The sequence below is a fragment of the Rhizobium esperanzae genome (assembly GCF_002204185.1).
GTDB lineage: Bacteria > Pseudomonadota > Alphaproteobacteria > Rhizobiales > Rhizobiaceae > Rhizobium > Rhizobium esperanzae.
Map to the genome: position 1 here is coordinate 200,579 of NZ_MXPU01000004.1, position 25,617 is coordinate 226,195.

Annotated in this window: 23 protein-coding genes and 1 pseudogene; 11 read left to right on the forward strand and 13 right to left on the reverse strand. The window is 59.5% G+C overall.

Translation table 11 applies throughout. The features are described from left to right. Window positions 1-17: 17 nt before the first annotated feature. Both B5E41_RS07385 and B5E41_RS07390 read right to left on the reverse strand, forming a co-directional pair. The gene (locus B5E41_RS07385) at window positions 18-881 is read right to left on the reverse strand and encodes a MurR/RpiR family transcriptional regulator (RefSeq protein WP_016736730.1); all 864 of its coding nucleotides are present in this window, start codon (window positions 879-881) and stop codon (window positions 18-20) included. A gap of 21 nt (window positions 882-902) precedes the next feature. Next, complete coding sequence (locus tag B5E41_RS07390; RefSeq protein WP_064829382.1) at window positions 903-1,292, reverse strand: RidA family protein; 390 nt, start codon at window positions 1,290-1,292, stop codon at window positions 903-905. Window positions 1,293-1,403: 111 nt separating this feature from the next. Between B5E41_RS07390 and B5E41_RS07395 the strand changes: the two genes are divergently transcribed. Genes B5E41_RS07395 through B5E41_RS07405 form a run of 3 tightly spaced genes read left to right on the forward strand, consistent with a single transcriptional unit; the run spans window position 1,404 to window position 4,493 of the window. Next, window positions 1,404-1,886 carry a hypothetical protein gene (locus B5E41_RS07395; RefSeq protein ID WP_088392312.1) on the forward strand — a complete coding sequence of 161 codons (483 nt, stop codon included), beginning with the start codon at window positions 1,404-1,406 and terminating at the stop codon, window positions 1,884-1,886. A 30-nt stretch (window positions 1,887-1,916) separates the two neighbouring features. Further along, window positions 1,917-3,392: a M81 family metallopeptidase gene (locus B5E41_RS07400; RefSeq protein ID WP_088392314.1), complete on the forward strand. Its 1,476-nt coding sequence runs from the start codon at window positions 1,917-1,919 to the stop codon at window positions 3,390-3,392. Beyond that, window positions 3,393-4,493: a D-TA family PLP-dependent enzyme gene (locus tag B5E41_RS07405; protein ID WP_088392316.1), complete on the forward strand. Its 1,101-nt coding sequence runs from the start codon at window positions 3,393-3,395 to the stop codon at window positions 4,491-4,493. It abuts the gene before it with no gap. A 1,112-nt stretch (window positions 4,494-5,605) separates the two neighbouring features. On the opposite strand, the gene B5E41_RS07410 is transcribed toward B5E41_RS07405, so the two are convergent. From B5E41_RS07410 to B5E41_RS07430, 5 genes are all read right to left on the reverse strand, one after another. After that, window positions 5,606-6,739: an ABC transporter ATP-binding protein gene (locus tag B5E41_RS07410; RefSeq protein WP_088392318.1), complete on the reverse strand. Its 1,134-nt coding sequence runs from the start codon at window positions 6,737-6,739 to the stop codon at window positions 5,606-5,608. Between the two features lie 93 nt (window positions 6,740-6,832). Continuing rightward, window positions 6,833-8,038, reverse strand: coding sequence for an ABC transporter substrate-binding protein (locus B5E41_RS07415; RefSeq protein ID WP_088392320.1), 1,206 nt, complete (start codon window positions 8,036-8,038; stop codon window positions 6,833-6,835). Between the two features lie 74 nt (window positions 8,039-8,112). Further along, window positions 8,113-8,970, reverse strand: a complete 858-nt coding sequence (locus B5E41_RS07420) for a carbohydrate ABC transporter permease (RefSeq protein WP_004672438.1) — start codon at window positions 8,968-8,970, stop codon at window positions 8,113-8,115. Next, window positions 8,967-9,851 (reverse strand): carbohydrate ABC transporter permease, encoded by an 885-nt coding sequence (locus tag B5E41_RS07425; protein WP_037144700.1) that lies wholly within the window; start codon window positions 9,849-9,851, stop codon window positions 8,967-8,969. Before B5E41_RS07425 ends, B5E41_RS07420 begins: the two co-directional genes overlap by 4 nt. 13 nt (window positions 9,852-9,864) lie before the next feature. Continuing rightward, window positions 9,865-11,022, reverse strand: a complete 1,158-nt coding sequence (locus B5E41_RS07430; RefSeq protein WP_088392322.1) for a Gfo/Idh/MocA family protein — start codon at window positions 11,020-11,022, stop codon at window positions 9,865-9,867. A gap of 328 nt (window positions 11,023-11,350) precedes the next feature. Here B5E41_RS07430 and yghX point away from each other — a divergent pair, with 328 nt between their 5' ends. After that, entirely contained in the window at window positions 11,351-12,238 is an 888-nt protein-coding gene (gene yghX / locus B5E41_RS07435; protein ID WP_088392324.1) for a YghX family hydrolase, read from the forward strand. Between the two features lie 42 nt (window positions 12,239-12,280). On the opposite strand, the gene B5E41_RS07440 is transcribed toward yghX, so the two are convergent. After that, on the reverse strand, window positions 12,281-12,721 hold the full coding sequence (locus B5E41_RS07440; protein ID WP_088392326.1) for a DMT family transporter: 441 nt from the start codon (window positions 12,719-12,721) through the stop codon (window positions 12,281-12,283). After that, window positions 12,718-13,203 (reverse strand): DMT family transporter, encoded by a 486-nt coding sequence (locus tag B5E41_RS07445; RefSeq protein ID WP_088392678.1) that lies wholly within the window; start codon window positions 13,201-13,203, stop codon window positions 12,718-12,720. Before B5E41_RS07445 ends, B5E41_RS07440 begins: the two co-directional genes overlap by 4 nt. Before the next feature lie 154 nt (window positions 13,204-13,357). On the opposite strand from B5E41_RS07445, the pseudogene B5E41_RS32095 reads away from it, so the two are divergent. Then, window positions 13,358-13,615 (forward strand): annotated as a pseudogene (locus B5E41_RS32095) (pirin family protein); the annotation flags it as partial. A 250-nt stretch (window positions 13,616-13,865) separates the two neighbouring features. Further along, window positions 13,866-14,090 (forward strand): hypothetical protein, encoded by a 225-nt coding sequence (locus B5E41_RS07455; protein WP_010058730.1) that lies wholly within the window; start codon window positions 13,866-13,868, stop codon window positions 14,088-14,090. A 375-nt stretch (window positions 14,091-14,465) separates the two neighbouring features. Here the strand turns inward: B5E41_RS07455 and B5E41_RS07460 are convergent, their stop codons facing one another. The 3 genes from B5E41_RS07460 to B5E41_RS07470 all read right to left on the reverse strand — a co-directional run bounded on the left by B5E41_RS07460 (window position 14,466) and on the right by B5E41_RS07470 (window position 18,298). Continuing rightward, on the reverse strand, window positions 14,466-16,460 hold the full coding sequence (locus B5E41_RS07460) for a glycosyltransferase (RefSeq protein WP_088392329.1): 1,995 nt from the start codon (window positions 16,458-16,460) through the stop codon (window positions 14,466-14,468). Continuing rightward, the gene (locus B5E41_RS07465; RefSeq protein ID WP_088392331.1) at window positions 16,442-17,674 is read right to left on the reverse strand and encodes an HlyD family secretion protein; all 1,233 of its coding nucleotides are present in this window, start codon (window positions 17,672-17,674) and stop codon (window positions 16,442-16,444) included. Before B5E41_RS07465 ends, B5E41_RS07460 begins: the two co-directional genes overlap by 19 nt. A 423-nt stretch (window positions 17,675-18,097) precedes the next feature. Continuing rightward, complete coding sequence (locus tag B5E41_RS07470) at window positions 18,098-18,298, reverse strand: hypothetical protein (protein WP_064808671.1); 201 nt, start codon at window positions 18,296-18,298, stop codon at window positions 18,098-18,100. A 565-nt stretch (window positions 18,299-18,863) separates the two neighbouring features. Between B5E41_RS07470 and B5E41_RS07475 the strand changes: the two genes are divergently transcribed. Next, window positions 18,864-20,006 (forward strand): helix-turn-helix transcriptional regulator, encoded by a 1,143-nt coding sequence (locus B5E41_RS07475; protein ID WP_088392333.1) that lies wholly within the window; start codon window positions 18,864-18,866, stop codon window positions 20,004-20,006. A gap of 205 nt (window positions 20,007-20,211) precedes the next feature. Here B5E41_RS07475 and B5E41_RS07480 read toward each other — a convergent pair whose 3' ends face one another. Next, window positions 20,212-21,237, reverse strand: a complete 1,026-nt coding sequence (locus B5E41_RS07480; RefSeq protein ID WP_088392335.1) for a LacI family DNA-binding transcriptional regulator — start codon at window positions 21,235-21,237, stop codon at window positions 20,212-20,214. A gap of 171 nt (window positions 21,238-21,408) precedes the next feature. Between B5E41_RS07480 and B5E41_RS07485 the strand changes: the two genes are divergently transcribed. Genes B5E41_RS07485 through B5E41_RS07500 form a run of 4 tightly spaced genes read left to right on the forward strand, consistent with a single transcriptional unit; the run spans window position 21,409 to window position 25,595 of the window. Next, entirely contained in the window at window positions 21,409-22,668 is a 1,260-nt protein-coding gene (locus B5E41_RS07485; protein WP_088392337.1) for an ABC transporter substrate-binding protein, read from the forward strand. A gap of 60 nt (window positions 22,669-22,728) precedes the next feature. Further along, window positions 22,729-23,610 carry a carbohydrate ABC transporter permease gene (locus B5E41_RS07490; RefSeq protein WP_003594698.1) on the forward strand — a complete coding sequence of 294 codons (882 nt, stop codon included), beginning with the start codon at window positions 22,729-22,731 and terminating at the stop codon, window positions 23,608-23,610. After that, the gene (locus B5E41_RS07495) at window positions 23,603-24,439 is read left to right on the forward strand and encodes a carbohydrate ABC transporter permease (protein ID WP_088392339.1); all 837 of its coding nucleotides are present in this window, start codon (window positions 23,603-23,605) and stop codon (window positions 24,437-24,439) included. The genes B5E41_RS07490 and B5E41_RS07495 overlap by 8 nt, the downstream gene beginning before the upstream one ends. Window positions 24,440-24,452: 13 nt before the next feature. Beyond that, complete coding sequence (locus B5E41_RS07500; RefSeq protein WP_088392341.1) at window positions 24,453-25,595, forward strand: ABC transporter ATP-binding protein; 1,143 nt, start codon at window positions 24,453-24,455, stop codon at window positions 25,593-25,595. Window positions 25,596-25,617 lie beyond the last annotated feature (22 nt).

Genomic DNA, 25,617 nt, shown 5'->3' on the forward strand with positions numbered 1-25,617 from the left:
ACTCCCGCTCATGGATTTCAGTCTCCAAGCAATTGCCGGTCGTCGCCGTCGCGGTGGATGACGAGCTGCTGCTTGATACGCCGAAGCGTGGTCGTCGCCTTCGGCTGAACGGCATAGGCGACCAGGCTCGAGAGAATATCGACCGTCGCGATATAGGCGATGCGCGTCGACGTCGGGCGATAGATATTGTTGCCTTCGGGAAGGTCGATCGGCACGACGATTTCGGCGGCCTTGGCAACCGGGCTGTCCGTCTGGGTCAGCGCGATCGTCTTCACCTTGGCCTGGCGGGCAAGCTCGAAGGCGCGCACCAGCTCCAGATTGCGCCCGGAGAAGGACGAGCCGATCAGCACGTCGCCAGGCCGGGCCGCGGCGGCCATCATCAGCTGCATGCTGTGATCGGAACTAGCGGTGATGCGAAGCCCGAGACGGAAGAGGCGGTTCTGTAGCTCATCGGCGATCATCGACGAATTGCCGCCCGAGCCGAAGGCATAGATCATCTCGGCCTTGGCGATATGGGCAACGGCCGCTTCGATCGCCGCAAGATCGAGCGAGCGATGCAGCAGAAACAGCGCGTTCTGCGCCTTGGTGATGATATCCTGGGCGACATCGGCCGGTTCGGTGCTTTTCGATTCCGGCTTCAGATAGCGCACGCCGATATGGGCGGTGCGGGCGAGCTGCACCTTGAAATCGGAAAAGCTCTCGCAGCCGAGCCGGCGGCAAAAGCGGGTGACGGTCGGCGGCGAAACCTCGGCCCGCTCGGCCAGCTCGATGATCGAGGCATTCACCGCGAACTCGAAATCGTTGACGATGATCTCCGCGATGCGGTTCTCCGAAGGAGAAAGCCGGCTCTTATCTTCCTGCAATGTCGAAAAGATATCCAAACCGACTCCCACCGATTTTTCCTATGCGTCCTTCTTCTTATAGGCCACGCAATCGATCTCAACCTTGCAATCGACCATCATCGACGATTGCACACAGGCCCGCGCCGGCGGATGGTCGCCGAAATACTCCTGGTAGATCTTGTTGAAGGTCCAGAAGTCACGTGGATCGTCGAGCCAGACGCCGACGCGCACGACATGCTCGACGCCGTAGCCGGCCTCCTCGAGAATCTCCAGCACATTGGCGATCGTCTTATGGGTCTGGGCGATGATGTTGCCGTCGATGATTTCGCCGTCTTCCATCGCAACCTGGCCGGAAACATAGAGCCAGCCATCGGCTTCGACCGCACGCGCGAATGGCAGCGTCTTGCCGCCGGCGCCCGTTTGAACCGTGCCATAGCGCTTGATGGGCATGCTGAAGTCCTTGCAAATTATTTTCTTGATACGTTGACAAATGACCATAGAAAGCAGAATTTGACCAGTGAAAAACGCGATTTATGAAAAGAATTTCAATCCGAGGCACACATGCGCGATCCTTTTCAGAACCCTTTCCCCTCGGACAGCGCCCGGCAGGCGATCTGGGAAATGCTCGTTTCGCGCGATATCGACGCTTTTCTCGCCGCCGACTGGTCGATGGTGGAAGGTGACTTCGTCGAAGAGGGCTTCATCGGCATCGACGGCCGCAAGGAGGTGAACCCCGACAAGTGGCGGCTCGCCTTTCCCTCGCTCGCCGCCTATCGCGAGGAGTGGCTGCGGCAGGCGCGAGATTTCGCCGGGCAGAGCTTCGCGGAAGATCCGCGCACGGCGATCTTCACCACGACGACGCTCGAAGATATCGAGATCGAAGGCGAGACAGCGCTGGTCCGCAAGAAATTCGACGGCGGCATCACCAAGGCCGACGGCACCCGCGATGTCCTGCAATGGCAGACGCTCTATTATTGCCGGAGACACCAGGGACGCTGGAAGATCTCAGGTTTCACCGGCTACCTGCCGAACCCGATGGGGTGACGCGGGGCCTGCAACACGAAGGCCACTTTCTTGCGCATATTCACGGCAGCACTGGCGACCGAGACCAACACCTTCTCCCCGATCTGCGTCGATCGTCGCGCATTCGAAGCCTCGCTTTATGCCCCGCCCGGCCAGCACCCTGATACACCGACGCTCTGCACCGCGCCGATCACAGTCGGCCGGCGCGTCGCCAGAGAAAAGGGCTGGGAGCTGATCGAGGGCACCGCCGCCTGGGCCGACCCGGCGGGCCTCGTCAACCGGACGACCTATGAGGAGCTGCGCGACGAAATCCTCGATCAGTTGCGCGCGGCCATACCTGTGGATGCCGTCGTTATGGGCCTGCACGGCGCCATGGTGGCAGCCGACTATGAAGACACGGAAGGCGATCTTCTCTCCCGCATGCGCGAGATCGTCGGCCCCGATGTCCTCATCTGCGCCGAACTCGACCCGCACAGCCATCTCACCGCAAAACGCGTCGCCGCGCTTGATTTCGCCATCTATTTCAAGGAATTTCCGCATACCGATTTCGTCGACCGCGCCGAGGATCTCTGGCGCATCGCCGTCGATACGCTTGAAGGCCGGGTCAAGCCCCTGATGTCGGTGTTCGATTGCCGGATGATCGACGTCTTCCCGACTTCGCGCGACCCGATGCGCTCCTTCGTCGACAAGATCATGCGGATCGAGAAGGATGACCCCGAAATCCTGTCGATCTCGGTGATCCATGGTTTCATGGTCGGCGACGTCCCCGAAATGGGAACGAAGCTGCTGGTCGTCACCGACGACAAGCCGGAGAAGGGCGCCGCCTTGGCGCGTGATCTCGGCCTCGAACTCTTTTCCAAGCGCGGCACCTTCATGGTGCCGCAGATCGACGAGAGGCAAGCCGTCGCGCGCGCCATGGCCGCGACCGCATGGCCCGTCGTGATTGCCGATGTCTGGGACAATCCGGGCGGCGGCACGGCGGGTGACGCGACCGTCATCCTCGCCGAGCTGATGGCCCGCGGCGTCACCAGTGCCGCGATCGGCACCATCTGGGATCCGATGGCGGTGCAGATCTGTTTTGCGGCAGGCGAGGGGGCGGAGATCCCGTTGCGCTTCGGCGCCAAATCGGCGCCCGGCACCGGCAGTCCGATCGACGGCACGGTCAAGGTCGTCAGGCTGGTGAGGAATGCCGAGATGCAGTTCGGCGAAAGCCTCGCCCCCTTCGGCGATGCCGCCCATATCGTGCTCGACGGCATCGACATCATCCTCAATTCGACGCGCGCCCAGAGCTTCGATCCGAGCCTGTTTTCGGTGATGGGCATCGATCCCACCAAGCAGAAGATCCTGGTGATCAAATCCACCAATCATTTCTTCGCCTCCTTTTCGAAGATCGCCGCGGAAATCCTTTACTGCTCCGCCGGAACGCCCTATCCCAATAATCCGGCGACGACGCCGTACCGGCGGGCGCCGAAGACGATATGGCCGATCGTCGCCGATCCACACGGAAGAGAACGCGGAGCCGCCTGAATGCCTGATCGCAGCTTTGCCGTCGTCGCCAAGGCAGGAGACCGGATCGCCGATCTCTCGACGCCGCGCCCTGTCATCGACGAAGACCGGCTGGCCGCCAACATCGCCCGCGTTCAATCCTATATGGATGAGCACGGGCTGAACTTCCGTCCGCATATCAAGACCCACAAGATCCCGGCGCTCGCCGTCGCCCAGGTCGCCGCCGGCGCCAAGGGCATCAACTGCCAGAAGGTCACCGAAGCGGAAGTCTTCGCCGAAGCCGGCTTCAACGACATCCTCATCACCTTCAACATTCTCGGACAGCAGAAGCTCGAGCGCCTGGCCAGGCTGAACGAGCGCATTTCCGATCTCAAGGTCGTCGCCGACAGCGAACAGACGGTCGACGGGCTGGCCGCGCATTTCTCCGGCCACAAGCCGCTGACCGTGCTTGTCGAATGCGACACCGGCGGCGGCCGCTGCGGCGTGCAGACGCCGGATGAGGCGGCCTCGCTCGCCAGGCGCATCGCCGCCGCCGACGGCCTCACCTTCGGCGGCATCGTCACCTATCCCAAACCGCAAGCAGCAGCCGCCGTCGAGGCCTTCATCGCCGAGACGCTGCAACGCCTGCAATCCGACGGCATAACCTGCCCGATCGTCAGCAATGGCGGAACGCCGAGCCTGTTCGAGGCGCATCTCGTCAAATCCGCCACCGAACACCGCGCCGGCACCTATATCTACAACGACCGCCAGATGGTGCGCATGGGCCATTGCAGCGAGGACGATTGCGCCATGCATGTGCTGGCCACCGTCGTCTCCCGCCCGACCGCCGACCGCGCCGTCATCGATGCCGGCTCGAAGGCGCTGACCTCGGATCTCCAAGGCTTCAGCGATTACGGCCTGATCGTCGGCTATCCCCAGGCGCGGATCACCAGCCTTTCGGAAGAACACGGCGTGATCGATCTCGCAACCTGCACCGGCCCGCGGCCGCAGATCGGTGAAAAGCTCTTCATCATCCCCAACCACACCTGCGTGGTCTCCAACCTGTTCGACACGATGGTCTTCCATCGGGGTGGCGTGGTAACCCGCGTTGAGGATGTCGCGGCCCGCGGCCTCGTTTGGTAGGGGGTGGGGTTGAGGGCTAAATGGTTCTGATCGCCGAAGGCCGCAGTTGCCGATGGATGCGCGCGATGTCGGCCCAGCAGGATGTAGTCGTGACTATCGCAAGATGTGCGCGCGGCGGGTAACTTCGTTACGCCAATGGCGTACATGGGCTCTACGGGCGAGTGTCCGTTTTGGAGCCGTTATCGGACTGACCGGTATCGGCGGGGAATTCGAGAAAGCTGACATCCAACATTCGACAGGCACGCAGTCCACGCCGCATTTCGCGCAGGTTCAATCGAATACTGCGGTAGAAGTGCAAATCAGCGAGAGCCCTCTTTGAGGTACCTTATTTGGTGGACTTGCTAGGTTTGAGGGACGGTGTATTCCCTGGTGTGCTTTTGTTATCACGGCGACGCTGATCCGGTTTCCCTGTGGATTTCGCTATCGGCTTTGGTCCTGGTTTAAGTGCCATGAATGCTCCCCTTTCTTGATTTACGAAAATAAGCCTGCGCGTACCTTATGACGGGGACTCAGGACACAGCAATACTATGTAATAGTCCACACTAGTTCTAGCTGAAGTCAAGGCCCAATGGATATTCATACAGTAGCAACACCCCACGAAAATCGGCCACCGGGCCGGAGGCACTTTGCCTCACTGGCCCTGTCAGCGGCGGTGAGGGCGATCGGGTTATTCCGTATGGACGAAGTTTCTGAGCGCCTGCTGTCGGCCAGGATTGGCGTCAGCCTCGGCCGGTGACGTTGGTTGAGGTGCTACCGTCTGTTTCAGGAGCAAAGCCTGCTCCCTGCGCTGTCCTTCACAACCAGGGCGGCACACCGACCGGCGGCTCCCCGCCCTTCCTGTCGTTCGCGTCGGCGCGTGCGAACAACGGCTTTCAGGACGGTTCGGGAACCGCATGAACGACCGATTTGGGGGCGCAATGCAGCCATATCGTCCGGTGACAACCAATGCCGAAATGGGCCGGACTCTGCCATCTGCAGGCGATTGTCCAACGACGTTCTAGAGTGAAAAGACCCCCTGAATTCCTGCCGCCGGTCAGCCGCAATAGAGCGTGTGATATCACCGCCGGACCCGCCCCCTGACAGGACGAACTGCCGACGCGGAGCCAGTCGCTTTAGGCCGCCGTCGGGTTGATCACGTTCATATCGATCTCGGTCAGCTCCACGCGCCGTTCAAATGCAATACCCGTCTCGTCGAAGAGATGGCAGTCGGCGGCATTGATGCCGGTGGCAACAGGCGCGTCGGGGCGGATGCCGACGCTGCCGGGTAACATGGCGCAGAAGTTCTCGGCCTCGGCGTTGAGCGAGGCATAGGCGACCGTATTGGCGCCGAGGCGCTCGATGACCGTCGGGGTGACGGTAAAGACGATGTCGCCGCCGTTCAGCTGAATATGCTCAGGGCGGATGCCGAGCGTCAGGGTCTTGCCGGCCATACTGTCGCGTGGCGTCACCGGCAGGACGGCGGACTGGCCGAGATAATCGACTTCGACGCCGGCGGCGCTGACGCCCTTGCAGGTGACGGGGAGAAAATTCATTTTCGGGTTGCCGATGAAGCCGGCGACGAATTTGTTGGCGGGCTTGTGGTAAAGCTCCAGCGGCGCGCCGGTCTGGGAAATATTGCCGGCGTCGAGCACGACGATGCGGTCGGCCATCGTCATGGCCTCGACCTGGTCGTGCGTCACATAGATCATCGTCGCCTTCAGCTGCCGGTGCAGCTTGGCAAGCTCGATGCGCATGTCGGCGCGCAGCGCCGCGTCGAGGTTTGACAGCGGCTCGTCGAACAGGAAGATCTTCGGTTCGCGCACAATGGCGCGACCGATCGCGACGCGCTGGCGCTGGCCGCCGGAAAGCATGCCGGGCTTCTGCTGCAGCCGCTGGTCGAGATGCAGGATGCGGGCAGCGTTTTCCACCTTGGCCTTGAGCTTTGCCTCTTCCATCTTCTCGACGCGCAGCGGAAAGGCGATGTTCTCGAATACCGTCATATGCGGATAGAGCGCGTAGGACTGGAACACCATGGCGATGCCGCGCTTGACCGGCGGCAGATCGTTGACCCTGACGCCGTTGATGACGATATCGCCCGCCGTCGTTGCGTCGAGGCCGGCGATCATCCGCAACAGCGTGGACTTGCCGCAGCCGGACGGCCCGACGAAGACGACGAACTCGCCATTCTTCACCTCGAGCTGCACGCCCTTCAGAACTTCGTAGTCGCCGTAGAATTTCTGAACTTTGTTGAGAAGGAGCTGTCCCAAAAATCTGTCTCCGCCGGCGGTCTTCGTCGCACATTCGCTATAGGGGAGGGGCCGCGGCTTATGCCGCGACCCCAGGGAGAGCCTCAGAAGGGCTTATTTGAAGGCTTCGATTTCGCCGGCAGCCTTCTTGAGCGCGGCTTCCGGCTCGGCCTTGCCTGTGACAACCGACTGGATCATTTCGATCATCGAGTTCTGGAAACCCTTATAGTCGGTGAAGAGCGGCTCGGGACCACCATAGCTGATGCCCTCGATGAGCGGCTTCCAGGAGGGGTCCTTGGCGACGAAGTCGTCGACCTTCTTCGAGGGACGCAGCGGGGTGAGGCCGGCGCCGCCCTGCAGCTCATATTCCGCCTGAACATCCGGCGAGGTGATGAACTTGGCGAATTCGGTCGCCTTGTCCTCGACGCCGGAACCCTTGAAGATCGCCAGGCTGTCGGTGATCAGCAGCGTGCCGGGGCCCTTGGCATCGGGGCCGAGCGGCAGCGTCGTGATGCCCCAGCTGATCTTCGTCTCCTTCAGGCGGGAGGCCGCACCCGAACCGGCCTGGATCATGGCGACCTTGCCATCGAGGAAGATGGCGCGGACTTCGTTCTGCTCATAGGCCGTCGGGCCTTCTTCGGAGTAGGGAACGATATCCTTGTAGGCCTTCAGCGCGGCGAGATTCTGCGGGCTGTCGAGGGTGACCTTGCCATCGGCATCGATCACGCTGCCATTGTTGGTGTAAACCCAATGCATGAACTGATGCATGGTGTTGTCGAAGGTCTTGGCCGAGAGACCGAAGCCCGGAATGCCGGTCTTTTCCTTGATGGTCTTTGCCATCTCGATTTCTTCGGCCCAGGTCTTCGGCGGCTTCTCGGGATCGAGGCCGGCCTGCTTGAAGAGGTCCTTGTTCCAATAGAGCGCCTTGGTGGAGAAGGCGATCGGAACGCCCCACTGCGTGCCCTCGAAGGTCACCGTGTCGACGATGTGGGGATAGTAAGCCTTCTTTTCCTCATCCGTCATCGGCACCTTGACGATGAGATCGTTCTGGGCGAACTCCTTCAGGGTGCGCGAGCCGACATAGGCCATGGCCACAGGCGTGCCGGCGGCGGCAAGCGTCGTCGCCTTGTCCTGGCACTGCGCCCAGCCGACGACTTCAGGCGTGACCTTCCAGCCGGCGTTCTTTTCTTCCCACTGCTTGATGTATTTGGTGTGGACCGGGTCGATCGTGTCGCCGCAATAGATCCAGCTGATTTCCTTGTCGGCGGCATGGGCAGTGACTGCGGTCAATGCCGTCGAACCGAGCAAGGCGAGCGCCATAAGGCCTGTCTTGATTGTAATGCTCACGTCGTGACTCCCGTTTGGTTGTTAGCTGTTCACTCGTTTTTATAATCTTATTGTTTCACCGCACCGGCGGTCAGACCGCCGACGAGGTAACGCTGAAGGAAGAAGATGACGACCATCGCCGGCGCGATGCCGACGAAGGAAGCCGCCATCAGTTCGTTCCAGATGACCTCCTGCTTGCCGAAGTAAGCAAAGAGCCCCACCGGCAAGGGCATGTATTCACTCTTCGAGTTGAAGGTCAGCGCGAAGATGAATTGCTGGGCGTAAGCGCCGATGAAGGTGGTGATGGCGACGACGATGATTCCCGGCATCGCAATGGGCAGGATGACGCGGCGAAGCGTGTAGAAGTGGCTGGCGCCATCCATGAAGGCGGCTTCGTTGAGCTCCTGGGGAATGCGGATCATATAGGTGCGCAGCAGCCAGATCGCCGACGGAATGAGGAAGGCGACACCCGGCACGATCATGGCGAGATAGGTGTTGAGCACACCCATGCTGCGCATCAGCCGGAAGAGCGGGATCAACAGCACGGCGCCGGAGAACATGTTCACCGTCAGGAAGGCGCCGAGCAGGATCCCCATGCCCTTGAATTCGAACTTGGCGAAGGCATAGGCCGCCGGAATGACGAGGCAGAGCACGATCAGCGTGACGATGATCGAGATGAAGAAGGAGTTGAAGATATAGCGCCCGAAGCCCGGCACGCTGATCCACATCGTCCGGTAGGCTTCGAAGGAGCCGTTCTCCGGCCAGAAGCGGTAGGGCGAGGAGAAAAGCTGGGCGAGCGGCTTCAGCGACACCAGGAAGCCCTCGACGAAGGGCGCCAGCACAAAGAACAGGAACACCGCGATGCCGCAATAGATCAGGATGATCTCCCACCAGCGGTAACGGTCGATCATGGCAGCACTGCTCATGCGCGCTTCTCCGGGTTGAGGCGGCGGGTGACGCGGAAATAGGCGAAGCAGAAGAGCGACAGGAAGATGCAGATCAAGACGGCGCGGGCAGCGCCTTCACCGTATTTCTTCGAGCCGATCGCCGTCTGGTAGGTATCGATGATCATCGTCGTCGTCTCGCCGCTCGGGCCGCCCTGCGTCAGGATCCAGATGATGTCGAACGAGTTGAAGGTGGCGATCAGAGACAGCATCGACATGGTGATGATCGCGGGAACCATCAGCGGCAGCGTGATGCGTCGGAAGCGGTACCAGCGACCGGCGCCGTCGGTCCAGGCGGCCTCGTAGAGGTCCTTCGGGATCGACTGGATCGCCGCCAGGAAATAGATCGTCACCAGCGGCACGCCGATCCAGACATCGGTGACGATCGTCGCCCAGAAGGCGGTATTGCCATAGGCGAGGAAGGCGACCGGGCCGTCGACGAGACCGAAGCGCTGCAGCAGGCCCGAGATCATCCCGAATTGGCCGTTATACATCCAGCCCCACATGAAGATGCCGATTGCCATCGGCACGATCCAGGGCGGCATGGTCAAGAGCCGGAACAGCGAGCGGCCGGGCACCGCGGCATTCAGCATGCAGGCGCCGAAGGTGCCGATCACCATTTTCAGCGCGACCGAGAAGAAGGTCCAGATGAAGGTGCGCAGGATCACCTCGGCGAAGGTGGCGTTGAAGATCTTCTCGTAATTGATCCAGCCGACCCAATTGGTCGTCTTCTTCAGCGACGCGTCGGTGAAGGAGAGAATGAAGGTATCGACGAGGGGATAGGCGACGATGGCGAGAACGTAGAGAACGGCCGGAAGAAGGAGGATCCAGGCAAAGATGAAGGCGCTTCTTTGGACACTCATCTTGCCGCCGTCCTCAAGCCGCTCTTGCGTGAAGGGCCTCGTCGAAGCGGTCCCAGATCGGACGCAGGTCGACGACGGTTTTCTTCATCCTCGCTTCGTCCATCGCCAAAGCCAGAATGCCGGCTTCGAGCGCGTTCAGCGTGGAAACGGGCAATTCGAGCCCGGTGCGCACGCTTTCCAACAGGTCGCTCGCCATCTGTTCATCGGCGCCGTAATGTTGCGAGAGCTCGGTGGCGGCATATTTGTTTTCCACCACCTTCTTGCCGGTCAGCTGCTCGTGCACGTCGAGATAGCCGCGGACGAAATCGCCTTCGGCCATGCCGCGCGAGCCCATGATGGCGAAACGGCGGAACTGGTCGGGCACGTTGAGATTGGTGTGGAAGTTCATGCCGACGCCGTTTTCATATTCGACGATCGCCACCTGGTAATCGATGATGTCGGCATCGCTGTCGAAGACCTTGTCGGAGCCCATCCAGCCGCTCGGCTTGCGGTGGAAAAGCTCGAGGTCGTTGATGCCCTCGCGGGCTGGGTCATTGGCCGGGATGAAGCTCTTGCGGCCGCCGAAACTGGCTACCCGCTCCGGCCTTGCGCCGACGACGCCATTATAAAGGTCGAGGTCGTGGCAGCATTTTTCCAGCATGAAGCTGCCGGAATAACGCTCGTAGCGGCGCCAGTCGCGCATGAAGAAGGCGCCGTGATAGGGCTCGATATGTTCGGATGCCTCGATCGAGACGATCTGGCCGAGCTTGCCCTCGGCCTGGATGGCGCGCAGGTCCTTGTAAAGCGGGGAATAGCGCAGCACGAGGCCGACCATCAGCCGCTCATGGCCGAACTTCGTCATCAGATGGGCAAGCTCGATGCTTTCGGCGATCGTCGTGACGATCGGCTTTTCGCAGAAGACCTTGAGGCCGGCCTGCAGCCCGAGCCTGATATGGCCGAGATGCATGTGATTGGGAGAGCCGATCATCAAGAGATCGAGTTTTTCGGAGGCAAGCAGCTCTTCCGGCGAGCCATAGGCCTTGCCGGCCGAAATGCCCTTTTCCGTCAAGCCGGGAAGGCCGGCGGGATCGGGATCCACGTAGCCGACGATGTCGAAGCTGCTATCGATCGCTTTGAAGACGTAGCCGAGATAGCCGAGCCGGAATCCGAGCCCGATGATGCCCACTTTCATGCCGATCCAGTTCCCGATTAAGTAATTTATTTTCTTTAAGTTGGGACAAAAATCGGAAGGCGTCAATAGAAAACGGGCCGCAAGACGCGAGCATGAAATTAATTTTCATAATCCGATCGTCGGCTGGCGAATGAGCGCTGCAACCGGCAGGATGCGGACTTGCCCGATCGAAAGCGCGCCCCGTGGACGCTGGAATCTCGCAGGCAAACGCGTGGCTGCAGATCGCTTTTGCGCCGGCAGGCTCACGCGAAACTCGCGAAATATTGAAAAGAGCGGCGCGTTTCCCTGTGTAGGATGCAGCGAGAACCCGAGGCCAGGAGGAGCCATCATGACCCGCATGACCGCCAAGGATTTCCCACAGGAGCTGCTCGAACTCTACGATTATTACGCGCATGGAAGGATCACCAAGCGCGAGTTTCTCGATCGCGCGGCCAAATTCGCCGTCGGGGGCGTCACCGCGGCCGCCATTCTGGCGTCGCTGAGCCCGAATTATGCGCTGGCGACCCAGGTCGAGGCAACCGATCCTGACATATCCGCCGACTACATCACCTATCCCTCGCCGAAAGGAAACGGCGACGTCCGCGGCTATCTCGTCCGCCCCAAAAACGCCACCGGCAAGGTCGCCGCCGTGGTGGTCGTGCATGAGAACAGGGGACTCAATCCCTATATCGAGGATGTGGCGCGGCGCGTGGCGAAGGCCGGTTTCATTGCGCTGGCGCCCGACGGCCTCACTTCGGTCGGCGGCTACCCCGGCAATGACGAAAAGGGGCGCGAGCTGCAGCAGAAGGTCGATCCGGAAAAACTGATGAACGACTTCTTCGCGGCGGTCGAATATTTGATGAAGAGCGATCTCACCACCGGCAAGGTCGGCATTGTCGGCTTCTGCTATGGCGGCGGTGTCGCCAACGCCGCGGCGGTCGCCTATCCCGAACTTGCCGCCGCCGTGCCGTTTTATGGCCGGCAGCCGCGCGCCGAAGACGTGCCGAAGATCAAGGCGCCATTGCTTCTCCACTATGCCGGGCTGGACAAGGGCGTCAACGAAGGCTGGCCAGCCTATGAAGCGGCGCTGAAATCGGCCGGCAAGACCTACGAGGCCTATATCTATCCCGACGTCAATCACGGCTTCCACAATGATACGACGCCGCGTTACGACGAGGAGGCCGCCAAGCTCGCCTGGCAGCGGACGGTCGACTGGTTTACCAAACACCTTGCCTGAGAATGCAGCGACCGGACGTTGCGGGGAGGCATCCCCGCCGACCTATTGCGAACGTTCGCCCTTGCGCCGTCCCCGGCTGACCATCATCCCACCGATGATCAGGGCAATTCCGCCGGCGTTCGCCCAGAAGGTGGCCGGCATGCCGCTGACATAATCAAACGCCACTCCCGTCACCATCTGCCCGCCGATAATCAGCAGAGCCGAGTTGACCGCGCCGATCCGCGCAATCGCCCAGCTGCCGGCCGCCACGAAGACAACGCCGAGCGGACCGCCGAGATAGGCATACCAGGGCGCCTCGGCAGCACCCGCGGGAAGCAGGCCGCCGACGAAGAGACCGAGGCAGGTGAGGGCGGCAAAGCCGATGGCGTGATTCCAGAAGGATGCGATCAGCGGCGTCGTCGAGACGCTCAGCCGCCCATTGAGCTGACGGCTGAGGCCGACGAGCACGCCGCCCAGGCAAGCGAGCAGAACAAAGAGCGTCACGCCGCACCTCGCCCGAACAGGATGATCAGCGCCGCCCCCGCAACGACCAGGCCGAGCGCAACCATATCGCAGGTATCGGGATGGCGCTTTTGCAGGCCGAACAGCCCCCAGCTGTCGGCCGCGAGGCTGAAGACGACCTGGCCTGCCAGCCCGAGAGCCAGGGTGCCGGAGAGCCCGAGCGGCGAGTTGACCGTCGTCGAGGTCAGCATGACAGTTGCCGCGCCAGAGAGCCCGCCGAGATAGGACCAGAGAGGCGCCCGCAAGCCCTGTTCCGGCTTTGACCTGCGCCGCCGGTGGACCAGCAGGAGAAGAATGATGGCTGCGACCATGCCGGTGCCGTGCGCGGTCCAGGACGAAAACAGCGGGCTCCCATAGCGTGCCAGCTCGCCGTTCAGATGCACCATGAAGGTCAGGAGCCCGCCCGTGGCGAAAGCCCCGGCAAAATAGATCGGATGCGGATGTCTTGCGGCGTCGATGGTCATTGCAGATCCCGTCAGCGAATCGATTGCGGCGGATGTTTTCAGATTGCCACTAAGGCCATTCATCGGCATCGTCAGCAAGACGATTGCCATCACCTGCCAGTTGGCCCCCGCGGCGCACGGGTTCGATTGATGGCAGCAGGCGTTCTCACGCATCTTCTACGTCTTCAGCGGCGCCGTCGTCGCCGACGGACAGACCTTTACCGAAGGGGAGCAGGGCCTGCATCAATCCGATGACAGGCTCGAAGCAGAGGCGAAGAGCGCAAGCATCCTGGTCGCCTTTCTGCTCGACCCGAACGCACCGATTGCCAGGGAATGGACGGTCGGCGACCACCGGAAGATACCGGCGGTCATCGTCATTCGCGCACTTCTGAAATGGCGGAGATTTCGCCAGATATGGCCGCGTTCTTCATAGCTGCGGCCTTGTTCAATGATTACCGCAAGTCGCTTCCGCTTTCGCCAATTGTGCGGTAGCCTGTAGTTTCGTTCACATCGAGCGAAGATTTTCGCTGCGACCCAGAGGCGCCGCGGGCGGACGAAGTTGCGACCGTCCAGAGTTTCGCAACAGTTTCCGTCAGCCATGATCCGGCTAAAAATGCGATGTGAGCGGAACAAGCATGCCTGCAATTGGGTTTCGAACCTTAGCGTTCAAAAGGAGGAGCATTATGCCCACGGTTGCTGCGACACCCATCACGCCGCCCGACCAGCACGTTGTCACCGCACGCGAGGCTATTGAGCCGCTGTATGAGAAGCTCGAACTGCAAACGGAATCCCTGGTCCTGTCAGCAGCGCTGGAGGCCGGATGGTCCCCTGATGAGGCAACGAAGGCACTGGCTGCGCTCAGGCTGCAGGACGCGCTTTCCACTCTGGACGAACAGTCTGGCCAGTAAGTTCGTCAGGAGTGGCGGCTCCGTCATGGCGGTAGATCTACCTGTCTCTGCTTCTGAGTTCCCACACACAGGTGGGATGCACGAGTGCTTTGCGCCGTGACCGCGGCACCGGCCTTCGGAGCGATCCTTCAATAATCAATTATCCCAGGCAAGTATCGCGGGCGCCCGTTCTTATCCCTTCAAGGCCGGGCACGCCCGAAATGTCGCGATAGCCCCGCAGAATGTTCCCTGTGCGGACGTTGCGGGCGATGAGGGAACTTTCGAGAATGGCAGCTTGGCGAATGGCTGCGGCCGAACGGGGCCGGAAAACAGACACATTCTCAGCCGGCGGCTGATGCATGCGCGAAGACGCCACGCAGGCTCTCATGAGCCGGACTACAACGTGCGCGTTCGTCCGAATGACCGCAGCAACAGATTGAGAGAGACGGCAACCTTGTCGATGTCGCGAATGTCCCGCGAATATTGGCCGGTGTAGAGTTTGACAATCATGCTGTCGCGAGCAGAGCCGCTGAGCTCGAAATAGAGGTGCAGGTAATAGGCCTGCTTATCGCCGCTGCGACTGATGCTGCTTCGTCGTTGGGTGACCTGTCCGAGCTCCGCTTTGATCGGGTCGAAGCCGGCGATTTTCAGCATCACCGATTTGGATTGAAATCTGGCCATGTTGTGGACGGCAACGACCGCCTTGTCCAGTGCCAGACTGACGATCTGACCGGGGACATCGTCGACGACAGCGGGCTCATCGAGCTTGAACGCATGAAACAGGCGCCGGGGTTTCTCGAAGCAGATGAGCGACGCGATGAGCAGGACGACGATATTGATCCCTGACCACCAAGCTGCGACCGGCGAAAACTGGCCTTGCACATGCGACGTTTCCGGCACGACGTTGAGCAGCAGACCGAAGACGGTGATCGAGATCATGCCTGCGATCCAAGCGAAGCTGTAGCGGTCGAACTGGTTCGCCTCGTTGCCACTGCCCTTCGGCGTCACCCTAAACGGCTTGCCAAACGGTCTCACCAGGCTGGAGACCACTGTCGGCAGCATGCGGAATGTCGCAAAGGTCCCGACGGCGCTGGAAACAACAGGCAGATAACGCGTCGGCGTGATCCACAGCATAAGCAGGAAATACGCCGCCAGCAGCGGCACCTGATGCGAGACATAATCGGCTATGTCGGTGAAATAAAGCGGGAGCAGGCCGAACCAAAGATAGACGATAGGGACGAGCAAGATCATGAAGCGGACCAGATACTGCACCAGCCATGATGCCGGCAGGAACATGATCCTCTGAAAGAGCGTCAAGCCCGGGCCGCGCAGTGGGCCATTATACAGGTAGAGGGTTTGAATACCGCCCTGGCACCACCGTTCGCGCTGCACAAAATAACCGGTCAGGTTTTCGGCGGCCAGTCCCATCGACAGCCGCTCGTTCAGATAGCGCGTCTTGTAGCCTTTGTTGAGCATCGACAGAGTGGTCAGCAGGTCCTCCGTGATCGACTCCGTCGGAAACCCGCCGATTGCGTCGACGGCCTTGCGGCGGGCGATTGAGCATGAGCCGCAGCAGAAACTGACGTCCCAGGCGTCGCGGCTGGGCGCGATCTCGTCGAAGAACAAGCGCTGCTCGTCCGGCCAGATGTTTTCCAGCCCTAGGTTTGATTGCACCGGATCGACATTGAAGAAATGTTGAGGCGTCTGGACGATGCCGATGCTGTCATCGGAAAAGAAGGGCAGCGTCCGGCGAAGAAAATGCCGATAAGGAACAAAATCGGCGTCGAAGATCGCAATAAAATCGCCCGAGCTAACCTTCAGCCCATTGTTCATATTGCCCGCTTTGGCATGGCTGTTGTCGGCGCGCGTGACGTGGATGACGTTCTTTTCTTCGCAATAGGCCTTCAGCCAGTCGCGGCGTTGATCGTCAAGCACATACACCTTCAATTTGTCGGCAGGATAATCCAGCGAGCGGGCGCCGATGATGGTTCGCTCGAGCACGTCGAGCGGCTCGTTATAGGTGGGAATGAAAACATCGACGGTCGGCAGTTCGCGCTTATCGCGCGCGAAGAAAACACGACCCAGCCTATCCGCCTCTGCGCTCCGGTCGACATAGCGGCTCATCAATATCAGAAAAAGGATGACTTCGAAGCAGGCCAGAACCTCGACGGCAAAGAGGATCCAGACCCAGTAGAAACTCGGACCGTCGCTGGGATAGGGAAGCACGGTCTCCGTCAAGCGCCAGAACATATAACGCAGTGCGAGTGCTCCGACGAACGCGCATGTCACCGCCCGTGTCCAGCTGTGATGGCGCGACCAATTGAACGGCCCCAGGAAAAAGAACGCCAAAACGACAAAGGTCGGAACTAGCGCTACAAGATACTGAACCACAGGCTTTTGACCCAGTTGGATAGGTTGATGCCGTGTTTGGAAAACCGGACCTGCACTGTGCGTCCCACCTGGCAGGAGTTCGCAAAGTCGTTGTTCATGAAGGATGGATCGAGGCGAACCCGAATGCGGGCATTGCGTTGTGTCGACGGCGGCAAACTGGCGGCAAAGGAATCGGCCTCGACCGTAGCCGAATTGCCTCTGACGGAAATGACCGTGCCCTTGAAGACATCGCTACGGCCGAACAAGCGCACCTGCGCCACAAGTCCCGGGTAGATCTCATCGTAATTGACCTCGGGAACAAGGATATCCACGAACAGCTCTCGACAGTCGAGGAGGCGCATCAGCTCGTCGTTCAGCACGACGTTCGAACCGTTGACGATACTCCTGGTCCAGACAACACCGTCGAATGGCGCTATTGCGGTTGCGGATTCAAGGCTGCTGACGCGGTCTGCCTCTTTGACCAGCTGCTTTTGAACTTCGGTGGCGCGTGTCTCGTTTTCCGCTATGCGCGAGTTCAAGTCGTTGATGCGAACGACGACCTCGTCCTCGCGCTGGCGCGAATAGGGCACGTCATTTTGCCCATCGCCGAAGACAAAGATACCTTGACGGACCGCATTGAGCCTCTGCTCCAATTGATCGACAGTCAGGTTGCTGATTTCGACCTCGCCGCCGGTCGCAGCTCCGGCGGCACGCGCAGCCTCGACCAGCTTCTGCGTCAGAATGCCTTTAGACTCGAGCTGCACCCGCCTGCTCAGGTCGACCTGCGCGACCAGATCCTGAGCTTGCGACACTTCGACTTTTTTCCTGAGGATTTCGACTTCGCGTTCGAGATTGGCAATGGTGGTCTGCTTGTAGACTTCCAATCTGGCAGACAATTCCTCGCGAAGTGCGGAGAGTTCCTCTCGTTCCTTTTTAAGGGCGGCGACGCGGTCGAGCGCCGTGTTGCGATCTGCCTCGAGCGAAGCGAGGATTGCGCGATTGACACGCGTATTTCTGATTTCCGCGAGGGCTTGTCCCGCTTTGACCGCGCTGCCGGCCTTGAGCGGTTCTTTGGCAATCGTGCCGTCGATCGGGGCATTAACGACGGCAAACCGCGCGTTGACCGTACCATCAAGGCTGGTAAAGCCGGTAATCGTCGGCAAAGAGACGACCGCCACGAGCGTCAGGAGCAACAGGCCGACAACGATGCGCGTGATGCGATGGTTCCAGATCATGTTGCCATCCGAAGATATCGCTTTGCAGCCATCGGTCCCTATCGAGCCGGGACAAACGGATGCAACTCATTCTTGCATAATTTAGCGCATTATAATCTGTAGGCAAGTGATGGTCGCAACGCCGCGACAGAAACAGTTCGGCTCTGTAGAAAATGCCGCCGAAACTGGCCTGACACCGTATCGGCGCGGCCCCGGGAAAAGGGGCAAGCCGCCCTCACCGGCGCGGCGACTGACTGGATGGGTGGTAATGGGGTGCTGGGAAACTGCGCCGCCTCACGTGCTGCCAGAGACAGAAACAGCACAGTTCCACGCCATTTTTCTAATGCGCATCGCATGCAATTTGATTCATGCGATGCGCATTAGTTGTTTGTCTTTTGCACGTCGTTATCAAGGGACCGTCGCACACTTCCAGGGCGACAGGCATTAATGGGGTCGAAGCCGTTTGGTGGCGATCAGCATGACGAGATCTTCGGAGGCATCTGCGAGCTCCAACGCCAATTCCGCAGCTGACCATCCGCGTTTCTGCAAACTGACGAGCATTTCCACCATCGCAACTTCGACCTCTCGTCTGCAGTTCGAGATCGGCTTCAATTCGATTTGTTTCTCTTCACATGCTGTGGTCATCTTAGCCTCCGTTCTGCCTTCGCAAGGGCAGCGTTGCAAAAATTCGCCAATGGATTGAAGTGGGAGGGGTTGCGTACAAGCCTTGGCTCAATACGCATGGACACAGACAGCTCTTCGGCTGCGCGCAACCCCTTCGCCCCTTTATCTGCCGATGTCCGGCCTCAGGGGCGTCTCGCTAGAATGCGAGTAACGGAAATCCGCATGACCGGCGATAGGGCTTTTTCCTGGCGCCTGAGAGTTGTGCGGCGAAGAATTCCTGGCGTTCGTCGGTGCTCGCACAAAGCGCGCACGAATGGTGCCCCGATAGTTCACGACTATCCTCCTCTGCTTGCATCTTTTGTTGTGAATAAGTGTCTTATTACGTTGACGGCACTTCGACACTACATAGCACCGGCAGTTAAGTATTTTTGGAATTTCCGAACGTCCTTCGGAATAACCATTGCCTATTTAGATATAGGAACATGGCGCAATTGTCGTTATCGCCGCATCCTGGAAATTATCGGTCCGTCCATTTCTGCTCGCCAGGGAATATGATAAGTAGCTTATGCACGCGCTGGAGGAGTGGATGGCTACGGAGTCTGGAGATAAGCCCGCTGCGGGACAGGAATGGCCGGCCCACCTGGAGCGGCGGCGCTGGCCGCGCGAGCCGTCCCCGCAGAAAGAACATCGGGTGGATGTTGCTCCGGCGCTGGTGCCCTTGCGATTTTCGACGCACGACCTGCCACCGAACGAACAGTTCCAGTCCTGGCGATCACACATGGCGCCGCTTGTCGATGTTCATCTGCCGGACGGAAAATCAGAGGACGGCGGTTTTCTCGCGGAACAGACGGCCTGGCAGCTTGGCGATATTCTCATCGTCCAGCAGCGAACGCAGTCCTGCAGCTATATCCGCGATCAGGCCATACTGCGATCGAGCCCGATCGATCACTGGAACGTCGGCATACTGCGCAGCGGCCGGGCCTGGACCGAGGCCAATCGGCATGTCACCGAGACCGGCCCGGGTGAGATATTTTTCAGGTCTCTTGGTTATCCGTACCGCGGGCGGATGACCGATTCCGTCGCCGTGCTCGTCTTCCTGCCCTATGAACTGTTGAGCCGTGACGCGCCTCTCCTGCAGAACGCCAACAACATCGTCCTCTCCGGCAGTCTGGCTGAATTGCTCGTCAGCTATATCAATGGCCTGGAATCGAACCTGAGCAATCTGACGGTGGAGGAGGTGCCGCGGATCATCCAGACGATCGGCGATATGGTCGTTGCATGCGCTGCATCGTCCACAAGTTCGGATCGCGGTCAGGAACAGACCAATATGGGGCTGATGGAGCGGGCCCACCGCTATATTCACCTCAATCTTCATTCAGACAGCTTGACGCCTGAGGTCATGTGCCGTGCGCTGGGGATCTCGCGGACGCGGCTCTACCAATTGTTCGAAACGAGCGGAGGCGTCTTCAATTACATTCGCAAACGTCGATTGCTGCAGGCCTACGCGGATCTGACCAACCCGACCGACAATAGGCCGATCTCGGAGATCGCCGAGGCCGCCGGCTTCGACGTTGCGGCCAATTTCACGCGCGCCTTCAGCCATGAATTCGGGCTCAGCCCGCGTGAAGTGCGAAAGACCGTAGCAACTGAGCGCCCGGCCATTCCCGCAACACGGCCCACGCGACGTTCTGGGGCAACGATCGGCGATTGGCTAACCCTCGCACGTTGATTTGGGAACGCGCTAAAAGTAATTGATATTGCTGTGTATTTTCAAAACGATTATGGAGCAGCGTTTGCCTTGCGCCTCCAAGTTCCATAACACATGTTACGCCGGATTCACCCGTTTCTCCATCCACTCCACCACCACCGTTCAGCTGTGGCAACGCTCAAACCAGACGTAATCATTCGAGGCAGGCAGGAGAGATTCTCGACGCCTAATGAGGGTTAAAGGCGACAGAGCTACGTTCAACCAGCTTGCAAGAGACAACCCGACTGACCGGATAAATCTTCTCGCCCGCTATTAAGTCGTTCAGCCACTTCGCACCCTCTCGGCCGAGATCGTAATATGGTAACGCCGCTGTGGTCAGCTCCGGCTTCAGCGCCATAGTGACTGTTCGAAAATCGTCAAAGCCGACGATGCTGACGTCTTCTGGAATCCGCAATCCCAGTGCCATGGCGGCAATGTAGATTTGAATTGCCATTTCGTCGTTGCCGCTCATGATCGCGGTCGGACGGTCGTCTTGTTTGAGCATTTCGGTCGCTGCCGCAAAGACGTAATTGTTTTCTGCCCCAACAGGCCCATCCATCCCAAGGCTGATAGAGAGGTCGTTCTCTGTGAGACCGAATTCGCTTGTCGTTCGGCGAAACGCATCCAGGCGCAGTTCGGCTCCCAATAGGATCGGATTGAGCCGGATGTAACCGATTCTGCGATGCCCCCGTTCAAGGAGGTAACGGGTGAGATCTCGCGCCCCTTGGTAATCATCGGGCTCGATAGACGGCAGGAGCTCCCTTGTTTGCGGCCGACAATTTATCATCACTGTCGGAATGCTGACATCGCCGGTCACCGGGTCCACGATGCGGCGGTACATGGTGACATACAAGACTCCATCAATGCGATGGGACTGGAACATTTTCCAGATTTCCACCTCTCGCTCGGAAGAACCACCGGTGTTGGCGATCAGGATGGTTTTCCCATTCGCATTGGCCCAATCCTGAATTCCGCGGACAATATCGACCGAATAAGGCGTCGTGGAAACATAATCGGTGATAATCCCAAAGGTGTTGGAACGGCTGGATCGTATGAGGCGGGCCGCCATATTTGGGATATAGCCGAGATCGCGAATGGCTTTTTCCACCCTCTCCCGGGTTTCCTCAGTCACGTAGGGCTCGCCATTGATGACGCGAGAGACTGTTTTATTCGAAACCCCGGCCGCTTTTGCGACGCTGACGATGCTCACCATGTCCACCAATTCTCCTGATGCGGGTCTGTTGTAAACCACACCCATGACAACGTCGACATATTTTTCTGACAACGTCGACAATCGCGATTGACAACGTCGTCATAGCGCGCCTATGGTCCCAGTAATGGAACAGCCTGAGGCAAGTGCTTCCGGCGGAACAGGGAGGAATTCATGAAGAAACTGCTTGGCGCCAGCGCGCTCGCGCTCGTTTGCATTGCGGCCTCCGCCGAGGCCGAAACCATCAATGTCCTCGTGGAAGGCGGCGGCGAAATGCTGCAGAAGGCAGCCGCAGAGAAGTTCACCGCCGAGACCGGCATCAAGGTAAACTTCACCGTCGTCCCCTATCAGGGCGTCTTCGACAAGTTTTCCGCCGAAATCGCTTCCGGTTCATCGGCCTTCGATGTGGTAACGATCGACGTCGTGTGGAACGCGAAATTCGCAAGCCATGTCGAAGACCTCGCGCCGCTCTTCACCGATGCGGTTCGCAAGGACCTGCCGCCTGCCTTACTTGCCGACGCGAAGATCGGTGACAAACTGATCGGCATGCCTGCCTGGGCCAATGCCGAAATTGTTTTTTTTCGCAAGGACCTCTTCGACAAGCCGGAGGAACAGAAAGCGTTCCAGGCAAAATATGGTTATCCCCTCGCCCCGCCGAAGACTTGGCAGCAATGGCGCGACATCGCAACATTCTTCACCCGAGACACAGATGGTGACGGCAAGACCGACTTTTGGGGCACCGACACCATCGGCAGCTTCTCCGAAGAATGGATGGCGCATGTGCTTCAGGCGGGCTCGCCAGGAGTGGTCCTCGACAAGGATGGGAAGGTGATCATCGACAACGAAGCGCATAGGAAGGCGCTCGAATTCTACATCGCGCCACACTGCACCGATCATTCCGTGCCCGAAAACGTGAACGAGATCGGCTGGGGCGAGGCTCAGAACCTGTTCTATCAAGGCAAGACGGCGATGATGAAATTCTGGGCGCACGCCTACAAGATGACGCCCGCTGATTCCAAAGTCAGCGGAAAGGTCGGCGTCGTCCCGATGCTGGCCGGTGATGCCGGAATCGCGGCAATTCCGGGTCCTTGGTACAATGTCGTTCCGTCGACCTCCCAACACAAGGACGCGGCCAAGAAGTTCATAGCCTTCGCGATCGCCAACAATGCCCTCGGTATTGAAGCGCCGCTTGGATTGGCTGCGACGAACTCGGCCTATAACAGCTATGCCGGCAAGCCCGGCTATGAGCATTTCACGCCGCTGCTTGAGACGTTGAGTGCTCCTGCGACGCAAGGCCGTCCGATGACCGAAAAATATCAGGAAATTGTCGACGAAGCGGTTCTTCCTGCCGTGCAGCAGGCCCTGACGTGCAAAGCGGATGTCGGCAAGGTCCTGACGGACGCCAAGGAAACGATCGAAGACATCCTCGACTAGTCCCTCGGCGGCGAGGAGGACGGGTGGTCCTCCTCGCATCATCAGCTTTCGGAGAGCGCCATGTCGGGTGAAGACCGATTCGTGCTGTGCATGCTTGCGCCAGCCCTCGCCATCCTTGGCTTGCTGGTCGCATACCCGGTAGGGCTTCTGGTGTTCGACTCCTTTTTTAAGGTCGACACCATTACTCCCCACATACGAGAATGGATCGGGCTCAAGAACTATATCGACGCGCTAACCTCGAAGCGTGTCGCGGAAAGCGCGTTCAGAACAATCCAGTATTCGATCTTTGCGCTGTTCTTCGAATTTACCTTCGGCTTCTGCGCCGCTCTGCTGTTTTCGGCGCTCCCCGGTCAGTCGCGCTGGCACCGCACGATCTTCACGCTGCCATTGATGGTGCCGCCCATTGTCGCTGGCCTCTTGTGGCGCTTTCTCCTGGTCGGGAACATCGGCATCTTGAATTATGGGCTCGTCCATTTGGGCGTCATCAGCGATCCCGATGCGATTGCCTGGTTGTCCGACGAAGATATCGTCATCTATTCCGTGTCGTTTGCCGATATTTGGCTGACGACATCCTTTGTCGCCCTCGTTTCCTATGCCGGATTGACAAACATTCCCAAAGACCTGCTGGAGGCGGCGCGGATCGACGGCGCGAACGCATTCAAGCGCTTCTGGCATGTCACGCTGCCGCTGATGCGCCCGGTGATCGCCGTTGTCGTCATCGTGCGTGGGGTGGATGCCGCAAAGACCTTCGACCTCATCTGGATCCAGACGCAAGGTGGCCCCAACCACGCTTCTGAAGTGTTTTCGATGAACATCTATCAGCGCATGGTGCGCTTCGGCGATCTTGGCGAGGCCTCGGCCTCCGGCACGCTGTTTCTGATCGTCATGATGCTTCTGGCCGCCGCTGCCTATTGGAAGATTTGGAGGCCGGTCCATGCTTAGTGCGCGCCGCCTCAATCTCAACGGCATCGTGGTCAATGCCGCCGCGCTCGTCCTCGTCCTGTCCTATGCGCTGCCTTACGTCTATCTGCTCATGACGTCGATCAAGCCGGCAGCGGATGTCCAGCAGATTCCCCCGAGCTTCTTTCCCGCGGTGATCTCATTCGAGAATTTTCGCGATGTCCTGCAATCATCGACCCTGCCGCGGGCCTTCGCAAGCTCGCTGACGGTGGCGGTGCTGACAACCATCCTTTCCCTCGCTGTGGCGGTTCCCGCCGCTTATGTCGCGACCCACTACCGGCGCCGGATCACCACCCTGTTCCTGCTTTTCGCGCTGGTCACGCGCATGGTGCCCTCGGTGTCGCTCGGCGTACCATTGTTCCAGCTTCTGAAGTCGCTCGGTCTGCTGGATACCGTTCCCGGTCTGGTGCTCGCCCACACATCAGCCGCGGTACCTCTTGCGCTTCTTCTCATGGCAGCCTTCTTCGAAGGCGTTCCGAAGGATCTGGAAGAGGCGGCGCGCATGGACGGCTGCACCCGTTTCCAGGCCTTTCTGAAGGTTATCCTTCCGATCATGACGGGCGGAATCGCCGTCACCGCGCTCTTTACCTTCATCACGAGCTGGAACGAGTTCCTCTACGCACTGCTGCTGACGTCAGAGGCGACCAAAACGGCACCGATCGTCATTGCTGAATACAACTCAGTCTATGGCCTAGCCTGGGGAGCGATGACGGCGGCGGCGGTGCTCTATTCGCTGCCCGTCATCATCGTAACGCTCGCACTTCAAAAGCAGATCGTCGGCGGCCTGACTTTCGGCGCTGTAAAAGGATGAGGGAGGCGGCGATATGGCCGGTATAGAACTACGCAACGTCAACAAGATCTACGGCAACAGCTTTCATGCGCTGCATGACCTGAGTTTCAACATCAGGGATGGTGAGTTCATGGTGTTTGTCGGTCCATCAGGTTGTGGGAAATCGACGGCGCTTCGGATGATCGCCGGCCTTGAGAGCATTTCGAGCGGCGAACTGAGGATCGGGGACAGGGTCGTCAACCATGTCGATCCCAAGGATCGCGACATCGCCATGGTCTTTCAATCCTACGCGCTGTACCCACACAAGACCGTGCGCGAAAACATCGCCTTTCCCTTGCTGATGGCGGGGTTGCCGAAATCCGACATTGCCCGCCGCGTGGACGAGGCCGCGCGCATCCTCGAACTGACGGCCCTGCTCGACCGCAAGCCGGCGCTGCTCTCGGGCGGCCAGCGTCAGCGCGTCGCCATGGGTCGGGCGATCGTCCGCCAGCCGTCGGCCTTCCTGATGGATGAACCGCTGTCCAATCTCGATGCAAAACTGCGTGTGCAGATGCGCGCCGAGATTGCCAGCCTCCAGAGAAAACTCAACGTCACCACGATCTACGTCACTCACGATCAGGTCGAGGCAATGACGATGGGTGACCGTGTCGCTGTCATGAAAGGCGGTGTGCTGCAGCAAGTCGACACACCGCAAAACCTGTACAGTCGCCCTGACAACGTCTTTGTTGCTGCCTTTATCGGATCGCCATCGATGAACTTGTACGAGGCCGTTCTGAATGGAAGGACGGTGACCCTGGGCAGCAACAGTTTCGAAATTCCCGACCGGGTTTTTGAATGCCGTCCCTCGCTCAACGGTGCGTCTCACCGTCAAATCCTCCTCGGCATCCGGCCGGAGCACATGAACGACGCGGCAATCCGGCCTTCTTCGGCCGAGATCTCGGCCCCGGTCACTCTTGTTGAGGCGCTGGGTTCTGAATCCATGGTGCATCTGAATATCGATGCACCTTGGGTGGATGCTGGCGACCCGGACGCCATCGCCGACATTGGCGACGAAAAAGCTGCGGTCGCCCGTTTTTCCCCAAAGAGCACAGTGCGAGCAGGTGACATCGCGCGCATCGCTGTCGATGCCGAAGAACTTCACTTCTTTGACCCGGGCACCCGCACCAGCATCTGGTGATGGCCCAGCCAAAAGAAACAAG